The sequence below is a fragment of the Microbacterium sp. GXF0217 genome, assembly GCF_054798195.1.
Map to the genome: position 1 here is coordinate 371,476 of NZ_JBSJZG010000004.1, position 18,062 is coordinate 389,537.

An 18,062-nucleotide genomic window follows, 5' to 3' on the forward strand; every position below is an offset into this window, starting at 1 on the left:
GAAGCGATGACGATTGAACTCGTGCGCCCGACCACCGACCTCTTCGAAACCTGGGCGGCCGCGGTCGCCGAGTTCGACGGCGGTCACATCGACGGCGGCGGGTACGAGGCCGGTTTCACTCCGGATCGGGCGGCGTGCGAGGCATTCGTCGAGAAGGCGCGGCTCTATGCTGACCCCGGCGCGACGCTGCCCGACGGGCATGTGCCGTGCGACTTCTTCTGGATCGTCGAGGCCGACCAGGTCGTCGGGTTCATCGCGTTCCGGCGCGAGCTCAACGACTGGCTGCGCCGGTTCGGCGGGCACATCGGCTACTCGGTGATCCCATCGCGTCGCCGGGAAGGGATCGTCAAGGACGCACTGCGTCAGGTGCTGGCGATCGCCAGGGTCGACGGCTACGAGCGGGTCATGCTCACCTGCGATGACGACAACCCGGGTTCCTACCGCACGATCGAGGGCGCCGGCGGCGAGCTCGAAGACATCATCGACGCAGCGGATGCCGGGCACGCGCGCCTCCGCCGCTACTGGATCGAGCTGTAGCCGGCGGCGTCCACCCCGCAACGTCGGAGAGATACCCGGCGTCGGACGCATTGACCGGATCGCGTCCGACGGACGGGATTTCTCCGACGCGGGCCGATTCAGACCTCGGTCCACCCGGCGCCGGCGGAGGCGCTGCGCTCCACGGCATCCAGCACGCGCTGCACGTGCAGCCCTTCGGTGAACGTCGGGCGCGGGTCGTGCCCGTACGCGACGGCCTCGATGAAGTCCTTCGCCTGGTGCGAGAACCCGTGCTCGTAGCCCAGCATGTGACCGGCCGGCCACCATCCTTCGAGGTACGGATGCTCGGGTTCGGTCACCAGGATCCGGGTGAAGCCCTGCTCGAGCGGGGGACGCGTGGCGTCGTAGAACTCCAGCGCGTTCAGATCCTCGAGGCTCCAGTGCAGTGCACCGGCATCCCCTGAGATCTCGATGTCGAGGGCGTTCTTGCGTCCGGTGGCGAAACGCGTGGCCTCGAAGCTCGCCAGCACGCCGGAGTCGAATCGGCCGTGGAACAGGGCGAGATCGTCGACGGTCACCGTCCCTCGCTCCGCACCGGCCGTGCCGCCGAGTCCGATCGACTCGGCGAGCACCGGGCGTTCGGTGACGATCGTCTGCAGGGCGGCGGAGACCTCCGTCAGCGTCTGCCCGGTCACGAATTGGGCCATGTCGACGATGTGCGCGCCGATGTCGCCGAGCGCGCCGGAGCCGGCGCGATCCTTGTCGAGCCGCCAGGTCATCGGCGACTCCGGATCCGCGAGCCAGTCCTGGCGGTAGCTCGCGCGCACCTGCCGCATCGTGCCGATGCGCCCGGCCGCGATCATGTCGCGCATCAGGGTCACCGCAGGGACGCGGCGGTAGGTGAAGCCCACCATCGCCCGGATGCCGTGTGCGGCGGCATCCTGTGCGGCCTGCCGCATCGCCTCCGCTTCGCGGACCGAGTTCGCCAACGGCTTCTCGCACAGCACGTGCTTGCCCGCGGCGAGAGCGGCGAGAGCGATCTCGGCGTGCGTGTCTCCCGGCGTGACGATGTCGACGACGTCGATGTCGTCACGATCGATGATCGCCCGCCAGTTGGTCGAGGATTCCGCCCAGCCCCATCTGCGGGCGGAAGCAGCCGTCGTCCCGGCATCGCGGCCCACGAGCACCGTCATGCGCGGCGCCAGCGGGAGCTCGAACGCTGCCGGGGCCTGGCGCCACCCGACGGAGTGTGCCGCTCCCATGAATCCGTGACCGATCATCGCCACGCGCAGCTCGGTTGCCATCGTTCCTCCCGGGGAGACGGTGCGGGGCGAGCGCCGCAGCGCCCGCCCCGCAGGTGTGATCAGGACTCGAATGCGAGATCGATGAACTCGTCGACGTTGTCCTTGGTCACGACGGGGGCATCCAGCACGATCCGGTACGGGACGCTCGGGGTGACCAGGTCGCTCATCGTCTTGCCCTGAGCGACCAGGCGCGCCAGCGCGATGCCGTCGGCGGCCTGCGTCGACGGGTAGATGACCGTCGCCTTGACGACCGTGTCATCCGCCTTGATGTGATCCATCATGTTGACGCTGCCTGCGCCGCCGACCATGAAGAACTCGTCGCGTCCAGCCGCGTCGATCGCCGCCAGGACGCCGACGCCCTGGTCGTCGTCGTGGTTCCAGATCGCGTCGATCTGCGGGTTGGCCGACAGCAGCTGCGAGGTCGCGCTCTCTCCGCCGGCGACGGTGAAGTCGGCGGCCACGCGCGGGCCGACCTCCAGACCGCACTCGTCCAGAGCATCCTTGAAGCCCTGCGAGCGATCCTGCGTCAACGGCAGCGAGTCGATGCCGGCGATCTCGGCGACGACGGCGTCGCTCTGGCCATCCAGCTGCTCGCAGATGTAGGTGCCTGCGCTGACGCCCATGCCGTAGTTGTCGCCGAGGATCGTGACGCGCGAGGCGAACGTGCTCGAGAACTCGCGGTCGACGTTGATGACGGGGATGCCGGCATCCATCGCCTTCTGCGCGACCTGGGTCAGTGCTGCACCGTCCGTCGGCAGGAGCACGATCGCGTCGACGCCCTCGTTGATGAACTGCTCGACCGCCGCGATCTGCTGGTTGGCGTCGTTCGTTCCCTCGGCCTGGCGCAGCTCGACGTCGTCGAATCCCTCCGCCGCGCTGATCGCGCCCGAGTTGATGGCACCCAGCCAGCCGTGGTCGGCCTCAGGGCCCGACCAGCCGATGACGACGGTGTCGCCGGATGCCGTGTTCTCCTCGCTCGTGGTGCCCTGGTTGCCCGAGTCCTCTTCGCCTTCGCTGCCGTCGCTGGTGCACCCGGCCAACAGAGAGACGGCGACAAGTGCTGCCGCTCCGACCATCAGTGGGCGAAGCCCGCGTTTGCGCATGCCGTGCATGTCTTTCCTCCTTGAAATGTGATGCAGATGCGTGCGGTGCGAGCCGGGCCGACGAGGCCCGGGTCGGTGCGCACCGGCGCTGTGGGTCAAGTTAGCAGAACATGCCACGATCTGAACAGCTTTTGTTTGCAAGCAATCAGAAGTCAACAGGCCTTTCGTGGGCGTGGAGTGACAGTCATCGCGGTCGGTTCACGACGGCTCACGTCGCGAAGTCGCGTGGCAACGGATGCTCGCGTTCACGAATCGAGCATGTTATGTTCATCGCGTGATCAAAGATGACCATGCTTCGGCATTACTCGAGATGCGCGGTGTCGAGAAGAGCTTCGTCGGCGTGCGTGCCCTGCGGGGCGTCGAGCTCGACGTGTACCCCGGTGAGGTGCACTGCCTGCTGGGCCAGAACGGCGCAGGCAAGTCGACGCTGATCAAGACGCTCGCCGGCGTCCACAAGCCGGATGCCGGTGAGATCCGCTGGATGGGCGAACTCGTCGAGATCGAGAACCCGCAGGCGGCGATCTCGCTCGGCATCTCGACGATGTACCAGGAACTCGATGTCGTGGACGGGCTCACGGTCGCCGAGAACGTGTTCCTCGGCCACGAGTTCGATCGCTTCGGGTTCACCAGGCGACGCCAGCTCATCCAGCAGACGCGAGCGCTGCTGCACCGTCTCGGCCACGGCTCGATGTCGCCGTACGCCGAGGTCGCCACCCTCAGCGCGGCCGAGAAGCAGATCGTCAGCATGGCCCGTGCCCTGTCGCACGACGCGCGGCTCATCATCATGGACGAGCCCAGCGCAGTGCTCGATTCCGAAGAGGTGCGCAACCTGTTCGCGGTCGTCCGAGAGCTCACGGTGCAGGGCATCGCCGTCGTCTACATCACCCACCGCCTCGAGGAGATCCGCGAGATCGGCGACCGCATCACGGTCCTGAAGGACGGCGCGACGGTCGCGAGCAACCTGCCGGTGGCAGATACGCCGACGGCGGAGTTGATCAAGCACATGACCGGGCGATCGGTGCAGAACGTCTTCCCGCCTGCGGAACCCATCGCCGCGGATGCTCCAGTGCTGCTCGAGGTCGAAGGACTCGCGCTGGCCGGGGTGTTCGACGATGTGTCGTTCTCGGTGCGCGCGGGCGAGATCATCGGCCTCGCCGGCCTCGTGGGGTCCGGTCGCAGTGAGATCGTCGAGACGATCTACGGTGCCCGCAAGGCATCGCGCGGCACCGTCAGGGTCTCGGGCAAGGAGCTCCCACGCGGTTCGGTCGCCGCATCCGTGTCCGCCGGCGTCGGGCTCAGCCCCGAGGAGCGCAAGTCCCAGGGGCTCGTGCTCGGCGAGCCGATCTTCAAGAACGTGACGCTGTCGTCGTTCACCCGCTTCGCCAAGGGGCCGTGGCTGGACGAACGCAGCGAGCGCAGCGTCACGAAGGAGCAGATCGCGGCACTCGAGCTGCGACCCGCTGACCCCGATCGGCCAGCCGCAACGCTGTCCGGCGGCAACCAGCAGAAGATCCTGCTCGCCCGCTGGCTCGTGCGCGGCAGCTCGGTGCTGCTGCTCGACGAGCCCACCCGCGGTGTCGACATCGGCGCGCGCTCCGAGATCTATGCGCTGATCCGCCGACTCGCGACATCCGGTCACGCCATCGTCGTCATCTCCAGCGAGATCGACGAAGTCCTCGGCCTCTCGGATTCGGTCCTCGTCATCGGCGACGGCCGCGTCCTCAGTACTGTCCCCGCATCGCAGATCGACGAGCACGGCGTGCTCGATCTCGTCATGAAAGGAGTCGCCGCGTGAGCGTGCAGACCCCCACCGCGCCGGGCCAGGCCCCGGACGAAACCGTATCGCCGGTGCGCAGGCTGCTCTCCGGGTCTTTCGGGCGCAACCTCGGGCTGGTCCTGGCGCTGCTGGTGCTCATCATCGTCGGAGCGGTGACGTCCGACAACTTCCTCAACTTCGACAACGCGCTCGTGATCCTGCGCCAGGCGTCGATCGTCGGCGTGGTCAGCGTCGGGATGACCTTCGTCATCATCGCGGGCGGCATCGATCTCTCTGTCGGTGCCGTACTGGCGCTGGCATCCGTCGTCGCGTCGCTCGCGGCCATCCAGGACATCGCGAGTTCGACGCATTGGCTCGTCATCGTCGTCGTCGCGCTGCTCGTGGGCGTCGGTGCCGGGCTCATCAACGGTGTCGTGATCGCGTACGGCAAGGTCGCCGCCTTCATGGCGACGCTCGCGATGATGGTCGGTGCGCGAGGACTCGCCGAGATCCTGGCGAACAACCGCACACTCGTGCTGAGCGACCGGGAATTCGTCAAGGCCATGAACGTCGACCTGATCGGCATCGACATCCTCATCTGGATCTTCGTCGTCGTCGCCGTCGCCGGCTGGTTCGTGCTCAACCGCACGACCTTCGGGCGACGCACGGTCGCGATCGGCGGCAATCCCGAGGCTGCGCGTCTGGCCGGTATCAAGGTGAAGCGCCACACGCTGTGGCTGTACGCGCTCGTCGGTCTGACCGCGGGGATCGCTGCCGTCATGTTCCTCGGACGTACGACGGCGGGCACCTCGACGCACGGCACGCTGCTCGAGCTGGATGTGATCGCCGCCGTGGTCGTCGGCGGCACGCTCCTCGTCGGCGGCCGAGGCACGATCACCGGCACGGTGTTCGGTGTGCTGATCTTCGCGACGCTGTCGAACGTGTTCGTGCAGAACAATCTCACCTCCTCCGCGCAGGCCGTGGCCAAGGGCGTGATCATCGTCGTCGCCGTGCTGCTGCAGCAGCGTTTCGCCGTCGGCCGAATCCCGCGCAAGCGCCTGCGGCCGGCAGGTCAGGCGACGCCTCCCGCGTAGAATCGACAGACGCGGAAGCGCTGGAACGACGGCCTCGATGGCGTGGATGCGGAGCCGCTGCGGCGGCGGGCCGTTCACGAGAAGTGCAGGGTGAGAATGGCAGGTAACATCAACTCCGCCGGTGTCGGCGAGCTGTTCCAACTGCTGCGCGACGGCGAACCGCGCACGCGTGCCGAGTTGGCGAAGAGTTCGGGACTGGCCCGCTCGACGGTCGCCGCCCGGGTCGACGAGCTCATGCGCACGGGCCTCATCGCTCCGGTGGCCGATGCGGCGTCGACGGGCGGACGCCCGCCGTCGCAGTTCGCGCTGAATCCCTCAGCCAGGGTCGTGATCGCGGCGGACATCGGGGCTTCGCACACGACCGTCGCCGTGACGGATCTCGCCGGTACGGTGCTCGCCGAACGCACCGGTCGGCTCGCCGTATCGCTCGGTCCTGAGCCAGTGCTGTCCTGGCTCGCCGAGACGGCCACCGAGCTGATCGCCGAAGCAGGGCTGAGCCACGACCGCGTCGCCGCCGTCGGCGTCGGCGTTCCAGGGCCCGTCGAGCACGCCACCGGGCGCCCGGCCAAGCCGCCGATCATGCCGGGCTGGGACGGCTTCGACGTGCCGGGGTGGGTGCAGCAGCACCTGCAGGTTCCCGTGCTCGTCGACAACGACGTGAACGTGTCGGCGCTCGGCGAGCGCGCTGCGGCCTGGCCGACCACCGATCACCTGATCTTCGTCAAGGTCGCCACCGGTATCGGCGCCGGCATCATCTCGGACGGGCGCCTGCTGCGCGGCGCGCAGGGCATCGCCGGCGACTTCGGGCACGTGCGCGTCGCGCGCGGCGCGGACGTGCCGTGCCACTGCGGCAACACCGGATGCCTGGAAGCGCTGGCCTCGGGCCCGGCGATCGCGCGCTCGCTCAGCGAGCGCGGTATCGCGGCGGCCGACGGCGAGGACGTCATCGCGCTCGTGAAGGCGGGCAGCCTCGAGGCGATTCAGGCCGTGCGTCAGGCCGGTCGGGATCTCGGCGAGGTGCTCACGGCATCCGTGAGCCTGCTCAACCCTTCGGTCATCACGATCGGGGGCGCCATGGCGCGCGTGGGCGAGCACCTGATCGCCGGCGTCCGCGAGGTCGTGTACCGGCATTCGATGCCGCTCGCGACCGAGCATCTCGCGATCGTGCAGTCCGTCACGGCGGGGGAGGCCGCGGTGCGCGGCGCGAGCCTGCTCGCGGTCGAACACGCGCTGAGCCCCGAGATCCTGCCCCGCAGCTTCAGCTTCGCCGAGTGACTACTCTGCGACGCGCGCGGCGATGTCGGTGCGGAAGTGCGCACCCTCGAGAGTGATCCGCCCGATCGCGTCGTAGGCCGCAGCGCGTGCCGTGGTGAAATCGGATGCCGTCGCCACGACGTTCAGCACTCGACCACCGGTGGCCACCAGGTCGCCGCCCGGTGCATCAGGGCCCGCAGTGGCGGCGTGCACGATCCGCACGCGTTCGACGGATGCCGCATCGCCCAGTCCCTCGATCGGCCGGCCCGTCTTCGGCGCCTCCGGGTAGCCCTCGCTCGCCAGGACGACGGTGATCGCCACGTCATCCGAGAACTCGGGCTGCGGCTGATCCTCCAGCGTGCCGGATGCCGCGGCGAACAGCAGTTCGGACAGCGGCGTCACCAGGCGCGGCAGCACGACCTGCGTCTCGGGGTCGCCGAACCGGGCGTTGAACTCGATGACGCGCACGCCGGACTCCGTGAGGATGAGCCCCGCGTACAGCAGCCCGATGAACGGGGTGCCCTCGGCATCCAGCTGCCGGATGACGGGAAGGGCGACCTGCTCGGTGACGAGCGAGACGAACTCCGCTTCGCTGCCGAACTGCTCGGACAGCCAGGGGAGCGGCGTGTAGGCGCCCATGCCGCCGGTGTTGGGTCCTTCGTCGCCGTCGTAGGCGCGCTTGAAGTCCTGCGCCGGGCTCAGGGCGCGCACGGTGTCGCCGTCGCTGAGGAAGAAGAGCGAGACCTCGGGGCCGGAGAGGAACTCCTCGACGAGCACGGGGCCTTCGGGCAGGTAGTGCGCCGCATGCGCCAGCGCCTCCGCCCGGTCCGAGGTCACGACGACGCCCTTGCCGGCCGCCAGCCCGTCGGCCTTCACGACGTGCGGTGCGCCGAAGTCGTCGAGCGCCGTTTCGACGTCGGCGATCGTCGCCGCGCGCACGGCGCGACCGGTGGGGACGCCGGCGGCATCCATGATCCGCTTCGAGAAGGCCTTCGAGCCCTCCAGCTGGGCGGCCGCCTTGCCGGGGCCGAACACCGGAATGCCCCGCTCACGCAGCACATCGGCGACACCAGCGACGAGCGGTGCCTCCGGGCCGATCACGACGAGGTCGATCGCGCGCGTGTTCGCGAACGAGGTGACCGCGGCGCCGTCGAGCGGGTCGAGGGACGCGAGGGTCGCGTCCTGCGCGATGCCGGCGTTGCCGGGCGCGGCGAAGATCTCATGCTCCGCGCTCTCCGCTCGAAGGGCGAGGATGATCGCGTGCTCACGGGCACCGGAACCGAGGACGAGGATCTTCACCCCTCCAGACTACCGACCCGGCGTGCGACGCTTCAGATCGTGACGGGGCGCTCGTCGCCGTGATTCCACGGGACGTTCCACCCGCAGGCCTCGAAGAGCCCGTCCAGCACCATCGCGGTGAAGCCCCACACGATCGTGCCGTCCACGTCGAAGGCCGGACCGCTGAACCGCAGGCCGCCGCGCTCGATCACGGAGGTGAACCGCGTCGCCGGATCGAGCAGCTGCGCCACCGGGACCCGGAACACCTCGACGGTCTCGGCGTGATCGACGGCGGCGACGTCGGACGGTCGCCGCCACCAGCCCAGCACCGGTGTCACCCGATGGTTGCTCGCCGCGAGCGGGATCTCCGGCAGCGTCGCCAGAATCTCGACGCCCGTCGGGTCGAGCCCGGTCTCCTCTTCGGCCTCGCGCAGGGCCGTCGCCGCGGCATCCGCATCACCGTCCTCGCGTCCGCCACCCGGGAAGGACACCTGGCCGGGGTGCGAGGACAGCGTGGGCGCTCGCCGCTGCAGCAGGACATCGAGATCGCGGGCGACCGCGGCACCCGGTGCCGACGACGGGATGCTGTCGAGCACGCCGAACAGGATGAGCACGGCCGCTTCGCGCGCCGCGTCCGGGTCGGCGAGCCGGGGGAACGGACCGCCCCAGTCGTGCGCAGCGGTCGCCGCCAGCAGCTCGGCTCTCGCGCCGGCCGGATGCTGCGGATCGGTCATTCCCCGAGCCTACGACGCGGTCCGGACACCGGCACCCACGACCGGCACAACCGTAGGCTTCCGGTATGAGGAGATCGGCACGCGCAATCGCACTCGCCGGCGCCATCTGTCTGCTCGCCGGATGCGCTTCCCCGTCGGAGCCGCTGCCCAGCGGGGCGCCGCTCGACGCGAGCGCCGACGGCCCGCGCGCGGAATTCGTGGATGCCGGCGCCTCCGGGGTGGCGATCGTCGACGGCGACGACTGGACGCTCCCGGCATCCGCCCTTCCTGTGTCGAACTCCGGATTCTTCTCGGAGGAGACGAACGACGACGAGCGCGTTCTCGTGCACGCGGTCGATGTGACCTGGGCTCAGCTGCAGCCGACCGAGGAAGGGCCGATCGATCGCACAGCGACCGGCGAGGCGCAGGGGATGGACCTCGCCTCCCTGGATGAGCAGCTCGCCGAACCAGGCGACTTCTGGATGCGTCTGTTCGCGAGCGGGGAGACCTGGGCGCCGGAGTGGGTCGCGGACGGCTGCGACGTCTCCGCCTACGGTCCGGAGGACGGTCAGGAGCATCTGCCGATCTGGGATGAATGCGTCTGGGGCCACCTCCTCGACACCTACCGCGCGGTCTTCGTCGAGCTCGGCCTCGCCGACGATCCGCGGCTGCGCTTCGTCTACGTCCCCGGTGCGTTCGACTGGGCCGAGTTCGACTACGACATCGTGTCGGATGCCGTGGACGCCGGCGACCTCGACGAGGAGAACTATCTCGACTGGTACGACCACGCCTGGACCGACCTCGTCGACCTGTTCGGCGAGAACGCGGACAAGCTCGTCTTCACCGGGGAGGACTATCCGTGGGGGCCGTTCGGCGCGGCCGACGACCTGCTCGCAGCGGATGCCGTGGCCGAGGGGCTCGGCATCCGCAACGGCATCACCGAGGTGTCCAACTTCCACCTCTCCGAGGCGCCGGCGTTCGGCTCGGCCGTGCAGCCGGACGGCCATCTGGTGGTCGACGAGTCGTTGCCGATCCACGCGGGCGACCGGATCGTCGCGACCGAGAACGAGTGCTTCGACGACTGCGGCTACTTCACGAGCGATCCGTACTACGCGATCCGCCAGGCGAACCTGAAGGCGCTGCAGCTCCGCGTGAATTGGCTGTACGTCGTGCCGGAGGACTCCTCCCTCGCCGAACACCCGGAGCACTGGGACTGGGTGCGCCTCTCGCTGGGTCAGAAGCCCGAGACCTCGGCCGACGCGTGGGCGGCTTTCCGCGACGCCGAGGACACCTTCTGGGCCGACCAGGAGTTCCCTCGTGCGTGGGAATCTCAGCCCTGGGTGCGCAACCTCGAACGCTGGCTCGTCCAGGTGGATGAGCCGGGATCCATCGCGCACCGCACCGACGCCGATGTTCATGCCGGTGAGGTCGAAGCCGAGAACGGCACGGCCCATGAAGGACTGTCGACCGATGTCGGTGCGGGCGACACCGGATTCGTGCTGGAGGTGGACGAGGACTTCGCGGCATCCACGATCGGCGACACGGTGCTCAAGGTGACCTTCCTCGACGCGGGCACCGGCCCCTTCGCGATCGAGACCGAGGCCGGGGCATCGGTGCAGGTCGAGCGCACCGGCGGCGGCGGATGGCGCACGGCGACCGTCGCGCTTCCCGACGGCGCAGTGAAGGCCGACGCGACCCGCCTGCGGATCTCGCTCGCCGCCGGTGCGGACGATCTCGTCGTGCGCTTCGTCCGGCTCGTGCGCGACCCCGCCGCGTAGCTTCAGAACAGTTCTCTCGCGACGAGGGCTCCTAGAGTGGACGCATGGCGCGGAAGATCGACATCGTGACGGGGCGGGCGGCGCTCGCCGCCGTCGGCGCCGCCCGCGAGATCGACACGGCCCCCGCCCGCACCGACCTCGCCACGGCCGTGCGCTACCTGCTGCAGCTGCTCGACGAGAAGGCTCCGGGCAACAGCGTCGAGGTCCGCGTACCGCCCTTCGGTGCGGTGCAGGTCGTGCAGGGTCCGCGGCATACGCGGGGGACTCCGCCGAACGTGGTCGAGATGGACGCCGCCACCTGGATCGACGTCGCCACCGGTGCCGAGGCCTGGACGGCTGCCGCGGCATCCGGGCGGGTGAGCGCCTCGGGCATCCGCGCGGATCTCGCCGATCTGCTGCCACTTCGGCCCTGAGCCGCGCGCGGGCGCACGCACAGCCGCGCGGTGGGAGAATAGAGGCATGAACTCCACCGAATCCCACGAGACCGTCGAGGCGACCGTCCGGCGCGTACCGCGGTTCGGCGTGTTCATGGGCCTCGGCATCGTGCTCGGCATCATCGCGGCCGGGATCGTCACGATGACCGGCAGCTATGAGGAGTCCGCGGCGCTCGGCGTCGTCTACCCGCCCAGCCAGGTGTTCGGCTTCGCGCTGCTGTGGACCGTGCCGATCGGCCTCGCTCTCGGTGGCGTCGCAGCGCTCGTCCTCGAGCGCGTCGCACGTCGCCATGACCGCGTCGTGCGCGTCGACCGCGAGACCGTGGTCGCTGACGACGAGACCGCCTGACGCTCAGGCGAGTTCGGCGATCACCGGCCGAATCGCGGTGTCGAACGCCACGACGTCACGCCGCAGGCCGTCGGTCACGGCGACGGTGAGCGCCCCGATCCACCAGATCCCGCGCTGCGAGAACGGCAGCACCTGCACGTTCAGCTCGAACGAATGCGCTCGGCGCCCGATGTCGCGCTCGAACTCCGCGATCGCGGACGCGTACGCACGGTAGGCATCGCCGCCCGTGGCATTGCGCATGGTGTCCGAGTAGCGGCGGTGCGCGTTGCGCGCGTAGCGCAGGGTCGCCTCCGCATGCGGAGCGATCGCCGCGCGCAGCTCCTCAGCGCCGGCCTGGGGGAGCGCCACCAGGGTGTCGAAGCCGTCGACCAGTTCGAGCGGTACGGATGCCGGGTGCGCACGCGGCTCGACCGTCATGTCCCAGTACTCCCGCCACTGCCGCTCGAGCGGGGGCGTGGCGTCCACGGCATCCGGAGCGCGCACCGTCAGGTCGCGCAGCATGGGCAGATCGTCCGGAACGCGGATGCCCAGCTCCTGGCGCAGAGCGAGCGCGACGAGCACAGGGACGCTCGCATCCTCGCGAATGAGCCATTGCGGCTTCTCGGACATAGACCCATCGTAGGAGGACTGGCAGTCCCTGGGCATCCGCGGATTCCCGGGGCCCTCAGCGGCGGTAGTCTTGAGGGGTGGCTGCCTCTCCCACCAATCCCTATGCCGAAGCCGGTGTCGACACCGCTGCCGGTGATCTCGCCGTCGAACTCATGAAGTCGTCCGTGCGCGCGACGCACGGTCCCGAAGTGCTCGGCGGTGTCGGCGGATTCGCCGGCCTCTTCGACGCGTCGGCGCTGCTGAGCTATCGCAAGCCGCTGCTCGCGACGAGCACCGACGGCGTCGGCACAAAGGTCGCGATCGCGCAGGCGATCGACAAGCACGACACGATCGGCCAGGACCTCGTCGGCATGGTCGTCGACGACATCGTCGTGGTGGGTGCGAAGCCGCTCTTCATGACCGACTACATCGCCTGCGGCAAGGTGGTGCCCGAGCGCATCGCGGACATCGTCCGCGGCATCGCCGACGGCGCAAAGGCCACCGGAACGGCGCTCGTCGGCGGCGAGACCGCTGAGCACCCCGGACTCCTCGGCCCCCGCGACTACGACGTCGCCGGCGCCGCCACCGGCATCGTCGAAGCGGATGCCGTACTGGGCGCCGAACGCGTCGTCGACGGCGATGTCGTGCTGGCGCTGGGCTCCAGCGGGTTGCACTCCAACGGCTACTCCCTCGTCCGGCACATCGTCGCGGGCGCCGGCCTCGGCTACGGCGACAACGCCGCCGACTTCGGTGCCACCTGGGGTGAGGTCCTCCTCGAGCCGACCCGCCTGTACACGCTGCCGCTGCTGCGCCTCATCGAAGCACTCGGTCCCTCGGCAGGCGCGGGGGTCGGGGCGGTCCACGCGCTCAGCCACGTCACCGGTGGCGGCATCGCCGCCAACCTCGCGCGCGTCCTGCCGCAGGGCAGCTGGGCCGAGGTCGACCGGTCGACCTGGTCGCCCAGTCCCGTCTTCCGCGTGCTGAGCGACATCGCCGGTGCGTCGCTCGAGTCGACGGAGGGCACCTGGAACCTCGGCATCGGGTTCCTCGCCGTCGTCGACGCCGCGAAGAAGGATGCTGCGATCAGCGCCCTGGCCGCCGAGGGCATCCCCGCCTGGCAGGTCGCGACGGTCTCGATGTCCGGCCGACCGGACGGTCATTTCGAAGAGGGCGCCAAGGGCGTCGATGGCGGAGCTGTGCGTCTGGTCGGCGCATACGCGGACGGAGCGAAGTAACACCCCATGTGCGGCATTGTCGGAATCGTCGGGAACGCCCCGGTCAACCAGGACATCTACGACGCTCTGCTGCTGCTGCAGCACCGCGGTCAGGACGCGACGGGCATCGCCACGGCCGAGTCCAACGGCGTCATGCACATGGCCAAGGCATCAGGAATGGTGCGCGAGGCGTTCCGCACCCGCGACATGCGGTCCCTGCTCGGCAACGTCGGCCTCGGTCACGTCCGCTACGCCACGAAGGGCACGGCGTCGAGCGAGGAGGAGGCACAGCCGTTCTACGTGAACGCGCCGTACGGCATCATCCTCATCCACAACGGCAACCTCACCAACACGCGTGAGCTCACCGCGGACATGGCGCACCGCTACCGCCGTCATCTGAACTCCTCGAGCGACACCGAACTGCTGCTGAACGTGCTCGCCGGCGAACTGCAGGAGACCACCTCGCTGGTCGACCTCGACCCCGAGCGCATCTTCGAGGCCGTCGCCCGCACGCACGAGCGCATCGAAGGCGCCTACGCCGTGATCGCCGTGATCGCCGGTTACGGCCTGCTCGCGTTCCGCGATCCCTTCGGCATCCGTCCGCTCATCCTCGGCAAGCGACCGTCGACGGTCCCCGGCGCCGAAGGGCGCGACGAGTGGGTCGTGGCGAGCGAGTCCCTCGTGCTCGAGAACGGCGACTACGAGGTCGTCCGCGACGTCGAGCCCGGTGAGGCCGTGTTCATCACGACCGAGGGCGAGCTCTTCTCGCGTCAGTGCGCACCCGCGACGCAGCTCGCCCCATGCGCGTTCGAGTACGTCTATCTCGCCCGCCCCGACTCGATCATGAACGGCATCTCGGTCTACGAGTCGCGCCTGCGGATGGGCGACAAGCTCGCCGACACGATCGCCAAGCACGTGCCGCTCGACGAGATCGACGTCGTCATGCCGATCCCGGACTCCTCGCGCCCCGCGGCCATGGAGGTTGCCCGCAAGCTCGGCATCGAGTACCGCGAGGGCTTCTACAAGAACCGCTACGTCGGACGCACGTTCATCATGCCCGGCCAGGCGGTTCGCAAGAAGAGCGTGCGGCAGAAGCTGAACGCCATGTCGACCGAGTTCCAGGGCAAGAACGTCCTGCTCATCGATGACTCGATCGTCCGCGGCACCACGAGCAAGCAGATCATCCAGATGGCACGGGATGCCGGGGCACTGTCGGTGACCTTCGCGTCTGCGGCTCCGCCCATCCGGCATCCGCACGTCTACGGCATCAACATGCCGTCGCGTCACGAATTGGTGGCCTACGGTCGTACGATCCCCGAGATCGCCGAGGCGCTGGGCTGCGACCACCTGGTCTACCAGGAGGTCGACGACCTCAAGGCGGCGATCACCGAGGGGTCGGCTGTCAGCGACCTGGACCTCAGCCCGTTCGACGGGCAGTACGTCACCGGCACCGTCTCGGACGAGTACCTCGGCTGGGTGGAAAGCACGCAGACGTCGTGAATCCCGACGTGAGTGCGCGTCCGCTCTGGCGAGGACGAGCACTCGCCGTCCTCGGCATCGTCCTGTGCGCGTTCTCGCTGCGCTCCGCTGTCGCGTCGCTGTCTCCGCTGATCGACCACATCGCGGCGGACTTCCCGCTGTCGTCGACCGTGGTCGGACTCATCGGGACCGCGCCGCCGGTGTGCTTCGCGATCTTCGGCCTGGCCACGCCATCGCTGGAGCGCCGCCTCGGGCTGGAGCGCGTCATGCTCCTTGCGCTCGCCGCGATCACGGCCGGGCTCGTGCTGCGTGCGCTGTCGGTCGATGCCGTGACGCTCATGCTGACCACGGCGCTGATCTTCGCGGGCGTCGGCATGGGCAACATCCTGGTCCCGCCGCTGGTGAAGAAGTACTTCCCCGACCGGCTCGGGCTCATGATGACGCTGTACACGACCGTGATGTCGGTGTCGACCTTCGTGCCTCCGCTCATCGCGGTTCCGGTGGCGGATGCGTCGGATTGGCGCCTCTCGCTCGGGCTGTGGAGCGTGTTCGCCCTCGCGGGTCTCATCCCGTGGATCGTGATGCTCGCGCGCGCCCGCACGGAAGCCGTGGATGCCGTGCCGGTGCGGGCGACGACGGCCGACGAGGGCGGGCTCGATCCGGTCACGCTCGCCACCGGTCCGATTCGGATCGCGCCAACGGGGGCCCGTGTGTTCGCCCGCCTCGCCCGGCTCCCGCTGGCCTGGGCGATCGCGATCGTGTTCGGCACATCGTCGACCATGGCGTACGTCTCGTTCGCCTGGCTGCCGAGCATCGTGACCGGTGTCGCCGGCGTCGACGCCACCACGGCAGGGCTGCTGCTCTCGCTGTTCGCGTTCATGGGCTTGCCGTCATCGCTGCTCGTGCCCGTGCTCGTGGTGCGGTTCCAGGCGACCAGGGCCATCTTCCTCGTCGCCGCGGTGAGCGGCCTCGTCGGAATCGTCGGGCTGCTGCTCTTCGCGAATCCGGTGACGGTATGGATCTGGATCGCCCTGTTCGGTCTGCTGCCGATGATGTTTCCGCTGGCGCTCGTACTCATCAGCATCCGCGCGCGCACGCCGGAGAGTGCGGTTGGGCTGAGCAGCTTCGTGCAGAGCATCGGCTACCTGCTGGCGGCGGCCTTCCCGTTCATCGTCGGCATGCTGCACGACGCGACGGATGCCTGGACCGCCCCGCTCCTTCTGCTGGCCGCCGTGGTGATCGTGGCGGTGCCGTTCGGTCTTATCACGGCGCGCCGCCGCACGGTCGAGGACGAGTGGGAGTTGCGGCACGGCCGCTGGTGACCACGACGGCGCGGTTGATAGGTTCGATTCCGACACGGCCGCGACACGAAACGGATGCCATGGAACTCAACGTCAGCCCGCTCACCCTCGGTACGTCCGGTCTCGGACGCAATACGGAACCGGGCTCGGCCGAAGAAGAAGCGGCCGTCGCGACGGCGATCGATCTGCTCACCAGCGGTCACGCGTTCGTCGACACCTCCAACAACTACGCGGCGACGCGCTCGGAGGCCGTGCTCGGCCTCGCGATCGCCCGGCTGGGTGCGGATGCCGGGACGAAGGTGATCTCGAAGGTCGACTGCGATCCGGCCACCGGCGCCTTCGACCGCGACCGCGTTCTGCGCTCCTTCGACGAGACGACGGCGCGACTCGGCGTCGACCGACTGCCGCTGCTGCACCTGCACGACCCTTACACGGTGACGTTCGAGGAGGCGATGCAGCCGCAGGGGGCCGTCGCCGGACTCATCGAGCTGCGCGACTCCGGCCGCGTCGGTGGGATCGGCGTGGCCGCGGCACCCATCCCGCTGATGGCACGCTACGTCGGCACCGGGCTCTTCGACGCCGTGCTCATCCACAACCGCTTCACCGCGGTGGACCAGTCCGCGGCCCCCGTGTTCGCCGATGCGCGCGAGCGCGGGATGACGGTCTTCAACGCCGCCCCGTTCGGCTCGGGCATCCTGGTGAGCGGCGCGCGCGAGGGTGCCATCTACGAGTACCGGGCGGCATCGCCGGAGCTCATCGCCTGGGTCGAGCGGCTGGAGCAGGTGTGCGCCGTGCACGCGGTGCCGCTCGCCGCGGTGGCGCTGCAGTACTCGGTGCGTTCAGCACTCGTGGACTCCACCGTCGTCGGCGTAGCGAAGCCGGGGCGCCGGGCGCAGTCGGACGAGCTTCTGGCCACCCCGATTCCCGATGCGCTCTGGACCGAGCTGGAGGCACTCGGCGCAGCTCCGTCGCCGATCGACGACAGCCGCTACGCCTGAGCCGGCAGGCTCAGCCCCGTACGACCGCATCGCCGAGACGGATCACTCCGCCCCGACCGGAGGCGTCGTCGACGTCTCCGCTCACACCGGGCAGCAGCAGGAGTCGACCCAGCGTCGGCTCCTGCTGGCCGATGCGCGACGTGAGCGTCGTGAGGACCTTGGCGTCGCGGATGCCGGTGTCCGGGTTGGCGTGCGTCGCGAGGCAGCGGACGATGGGTCCGGCGACGGCGAACCGCACCTCGCCGATGCGCACCTCGCCCGTCCAGTCGAGCTCGTCCCACGCCTCCACACCGTCGATCACGATGTTGGAGCGGAAGCGGCGGTCTTCGATCTCCTGCTCGAGCGCCGAGCCGAGAGCCGCGACACTCGCCGTGCTGTGCACGGACACGTAACCGCGGTCGCGATCCTGGAACCGCGCGCGCTCACCGTCTCCCACCAGCACGATCGGCAATCGCCCAGGACGCCGCAGCCGCTTCGCCTCGGCTGACTCGTTCACGAACGCGGTCACCGCCTCCGACAGCTCGCGCCGGCCGTCGGCATCCAGGCCCGCGTCGACGAGCAGACGGTCTCCGCGCATGATGCGCACCCGCTTGGCGGCGTCGTCGTACGTCAGGCGCAGCTCGGCGAGCGTCGGGAAGGTCTCCAGCGCGAGCCCTTTGGACTTCGGCCACGAATCCAGGCCGTCCCGTATCTCGGGGGTGGCGGCGTCCGCGAACCGGAATGCGAGCACGCGGTCGCCCGCGACGCGGCCGTCCGGCTGGATCGTCAGCGCATCGCGCGAATCAGGCGTGAAGCCTTTGATGGGGTGACGGTAGAGCGCGACGACGCGGGGCATGACAGCATCCTTCCATCCCGGGCGTGCTGCTCGCGGGTACGGCGATGACCCCGCCGCGGGTGCGACGGGGTCATCGATGAACGAACTCG

The 18,062-nt window shown here is 69.4% G+C and carries 17 protein-coding genes; 11 read left to right on the forward strand and 6 right to left on the reverse strand.

Annotated features, from left to right (window positions below; all coding sequences use genetic code 11):
* Window positions 1-6: 6 nt before the first annotated feature.
* Window positions 7-537 carry a GNAT family N-acetyltransferase gene (locus tag ACWAT3_RS10945; protein WP_460798356.1) on the forward strand — a complete coding sequence of 177 codons (531 nt, stop codon included), beginning with the start codon at window positions 7-9 and terminating at the stop codon, window positions 535-537.
* Window positions 538-635: 98 nt separating this feature from the next.
* On the opposite strand, the gene ACWAT3_RS10950 is transcribed toward ACWAT3_RS10945, so the two are convergent.
* Together ACWAT3_RS10950 and ACWAT3_RS10955 are read right to left on the reverse strand one after the other, a co-directional pair.
* Window positions 636-1,799, reverse strand: a complete 1,164-nt coding sequence (locus ACWAT3_RS10950; RefSeq protein ID WP_460798358.1) for a Gfo/Idh/MocA family protein — start codon at window positions 1,797-1,799, stop codon at window positions 636-638.
* A gap of 59 nt (window positions 1,800-1,858) precedes the next feature.
* The gene (locus ACWAT3_RS10955) at window positions 1,859-2,911 is read right to left on the reverse strand and encodes a substrate-binding domain-containing protein (protein ID WP_460798360.1); all 1,053 of its coding nucleotides are present in this window, start codon (window positions 2,909-2,911) and stop codon (window positions 1,859-1,861) included.
* A 301-nt stretch (window positions 2,912-3,212) separates the two neighbouring features.
* Between ACWAT3_RS10955 and ACWAT3_RS10960 the strand changes: the two genes are divergently transcribed.
* The 3 genes from ACWAT3_RS10960 to ACWAT3_RS10970 all read left to right on the forward strand — a co-directional run bounded on the left by ACWAT3_RS10960 (window position 3,213) and on the right by ACWAT3_RS10970 (window position 7,027).
* Complete coding sequence (locus ACWAT3_RS10960) at window positions 3,213-4,697, forward strand: sugar ABC transporter ATP-binding protein (RefSeq protein ID WP_460798585.1); 1,485 nt, start codon at window positions 3,213-3,215, stop codon at window positions 4,695-4,697.
* A gap of 2 nt (window positions 4,698-4,699) precedes the next feature.
* A complete protein-coding gene (locus ACWAT3_RS10965; RefSeq protein ID WP_460798587.1) occupies window positions 4,700-5,752 on the forward strand; it encodes an ABC transporter permease in 1,053 nt (350 codons plus the stop codon).
* A 96-nt stretch (window positions 5,753-5,848) separates the two neighbouring features.
* On the forward strand, window positions 5,849-7,027 hold the full coding sequence (locus ACWAT3_RS10970) for an ROK family transcriptional regulator (protein WP_460798362.1): 1,179 nt from the start codon (window positions 5,849-5,851) through the stop codon (window positions 7,025-7,027).
* On the opposite strand, the gene purD is transcribed toward ACWAT3_RS10970, so the two are convergent.
* Window positions 7,028-8,305, reverse strand: coding sequence for a phosphoribosylamine--glycine ligase (gene purD / locus ACWAT3_RS10975; protein WP_460798364.1), 1,278 nt, complete (start codon window positions 8,303-8,305; stop codon window positions 7,028-7,030).
* Window positions 8,306-8,337: 32 nt separating this feature from the next.
* Complete coding sequence (locus ACWAT3_RS10980) at window positions 8,338-9,018, reverse strand: NUDIX hydrolase (RefSeq protein WP_460798366.1); 681 nt, start codon at window positions 9,016-9,018, stop codon at window positions 8,338-8,340.
* Window positions 9,019-9,083: 65 nt separating this feature from the next.
* On the opposite strand from ACWAT3_RS10980, the gene ACWAT3_RS10985 reads away from it, so the two are divergent.
* Genes ACWAT3_RS10985 through ACWAT3_RS10995 form a run of 3 tightly spaced genes read left to right on the forward strand, consistent with a single transcriptional unit; the run spans window position 9,084 to window position 11,558 of the window.
* Entirely contained in the window at window positions 9,084-10,775 is a 1,692-nt protein-coding gene (locus ACWAT3_RS10985; protein ID WP_460798368.1) for a hypothetical protein, read from the forward strand.
* A 44-nt stretch (window positions 10,776-10,819) separates the two neighbouring features.
* Window positions 10,820-11,188 carry a sterol carrier family protein gene (locus ACWAT3_RS10990; protein WP_460798370.1) on the forward strand — a complete coding sequence of 123 codons (369 nt, stop codon included), beginning with the start codon at window positions 10,820-10,822 and terminating at the stop codon, window positions 11,186-11,188.
* Window positions 11,189-11,234: 46 nt separating this feature from the next.
* A complete protein-coding gene (locus ACWAT3_RS10995; protein ID WP_460798372.1) occupies window positions 11,235-11,558 on the forward strand; it encodes a potassium transporter Trk in 324 nt (107 codons plus the stop codon).
* A gap of 3 nt (window positions 11,559-11,561) precedes the next feature.
* On the opposite strand, the gene ACWAT3_RS11000 is transcribed toward ACWAT3_RS10995, so the two are convergent.
* A complete protein-coding gene (locus ACWAT3_RS11000) occupies window positions 11,562-12,167 on the reverse strand; it encodes a zinc-binding alcohol dehydrogenase (protein ID WP_460798373.1) in 606 nt (201 codons plus the stop codon).
* Between the two features lie 77 nt (window positions 12,168-12,244).
* On the opposite strand from ACWAT3_RS11000, the gene purM reads away from it, so the two are divergent.
* The 4 genes from purM to ACWAT3_RS11020 are packed head-to-tail and all read left to right on the forward strand — an operon-like array spanning window position 12,245 to window position 17,138.
* The gene (gene purM / locus ACWAT3_RS11005) at window positions 12,245-13,381 is read left to right on the forward strand and encodes a phosphoribosylformylglycinamidine cyclo-ligase (RefSeq protein WP_460798375.1); all 1,137 of its coding nucleotides are present in this window, start codon (window positions 12,245-12,247) and stop codon (window positions 13,379-13,381) included.
* A gap of 6 nt (window positions 13,382-13,387) precedes the next feature.
* Window positions 13,388-14,860: an amidophosphoribosyltransferase gene (gene purF, locus ACWAT3_RS11010; protein WP_460798376.1), complete on the forward strand. Its 1,473-nt coding sequence runs from the start codon at window positions 13,388-13,390 to the stop codon at window positions 14,858-14,860.
* A gap of 8 nt (window positions 14,861-14,868) precedes the next feature.
* Complete coding sequence (locus tag ACWAT3_RS11015) at window positions 14,869-16,161, forward strand: MFS transporter (protein ID WP_460798378.1); 1,293 nt, start codon at window positions 14,869-14,871, stop codon at window positions 16,159-16,161.
* Window positions 16,162-16,220: 59 nt separating this feature from the next.
* The gene (locus ACWAT3_RS11020; RefSeq protein ID WP_460798380.1) at window positions 16,221-17,138 is read left to right on the forward strand and encodes an aldo/keto reductase; all 918 of its coding nucleotides are present in this window, start codon (window positions 16,221-16,223) and stop codon (window positions 17,136-17,138) included.
* Window positions 17,139-17,148: 10 nt separating this feature from the next.
* Here the strand turns inward: ACWAT3_RS11020 and ACWAT3_RS11025 are convergent, their stop codons facing one another.
* Complete coding sequence (locus ACWAT3_RS11025) at window positions 17,149-17,973, reverse strand: MOSC domain-containing protein (RefSeq protein WP_460798381.1); 825 nt, start codon at window positions 17,971-17,973, stop codon at window positions 17,149-17,151.
* Between the last annotated feature and the right edge of the window lie 89 nt (window positions 17,974-18,062).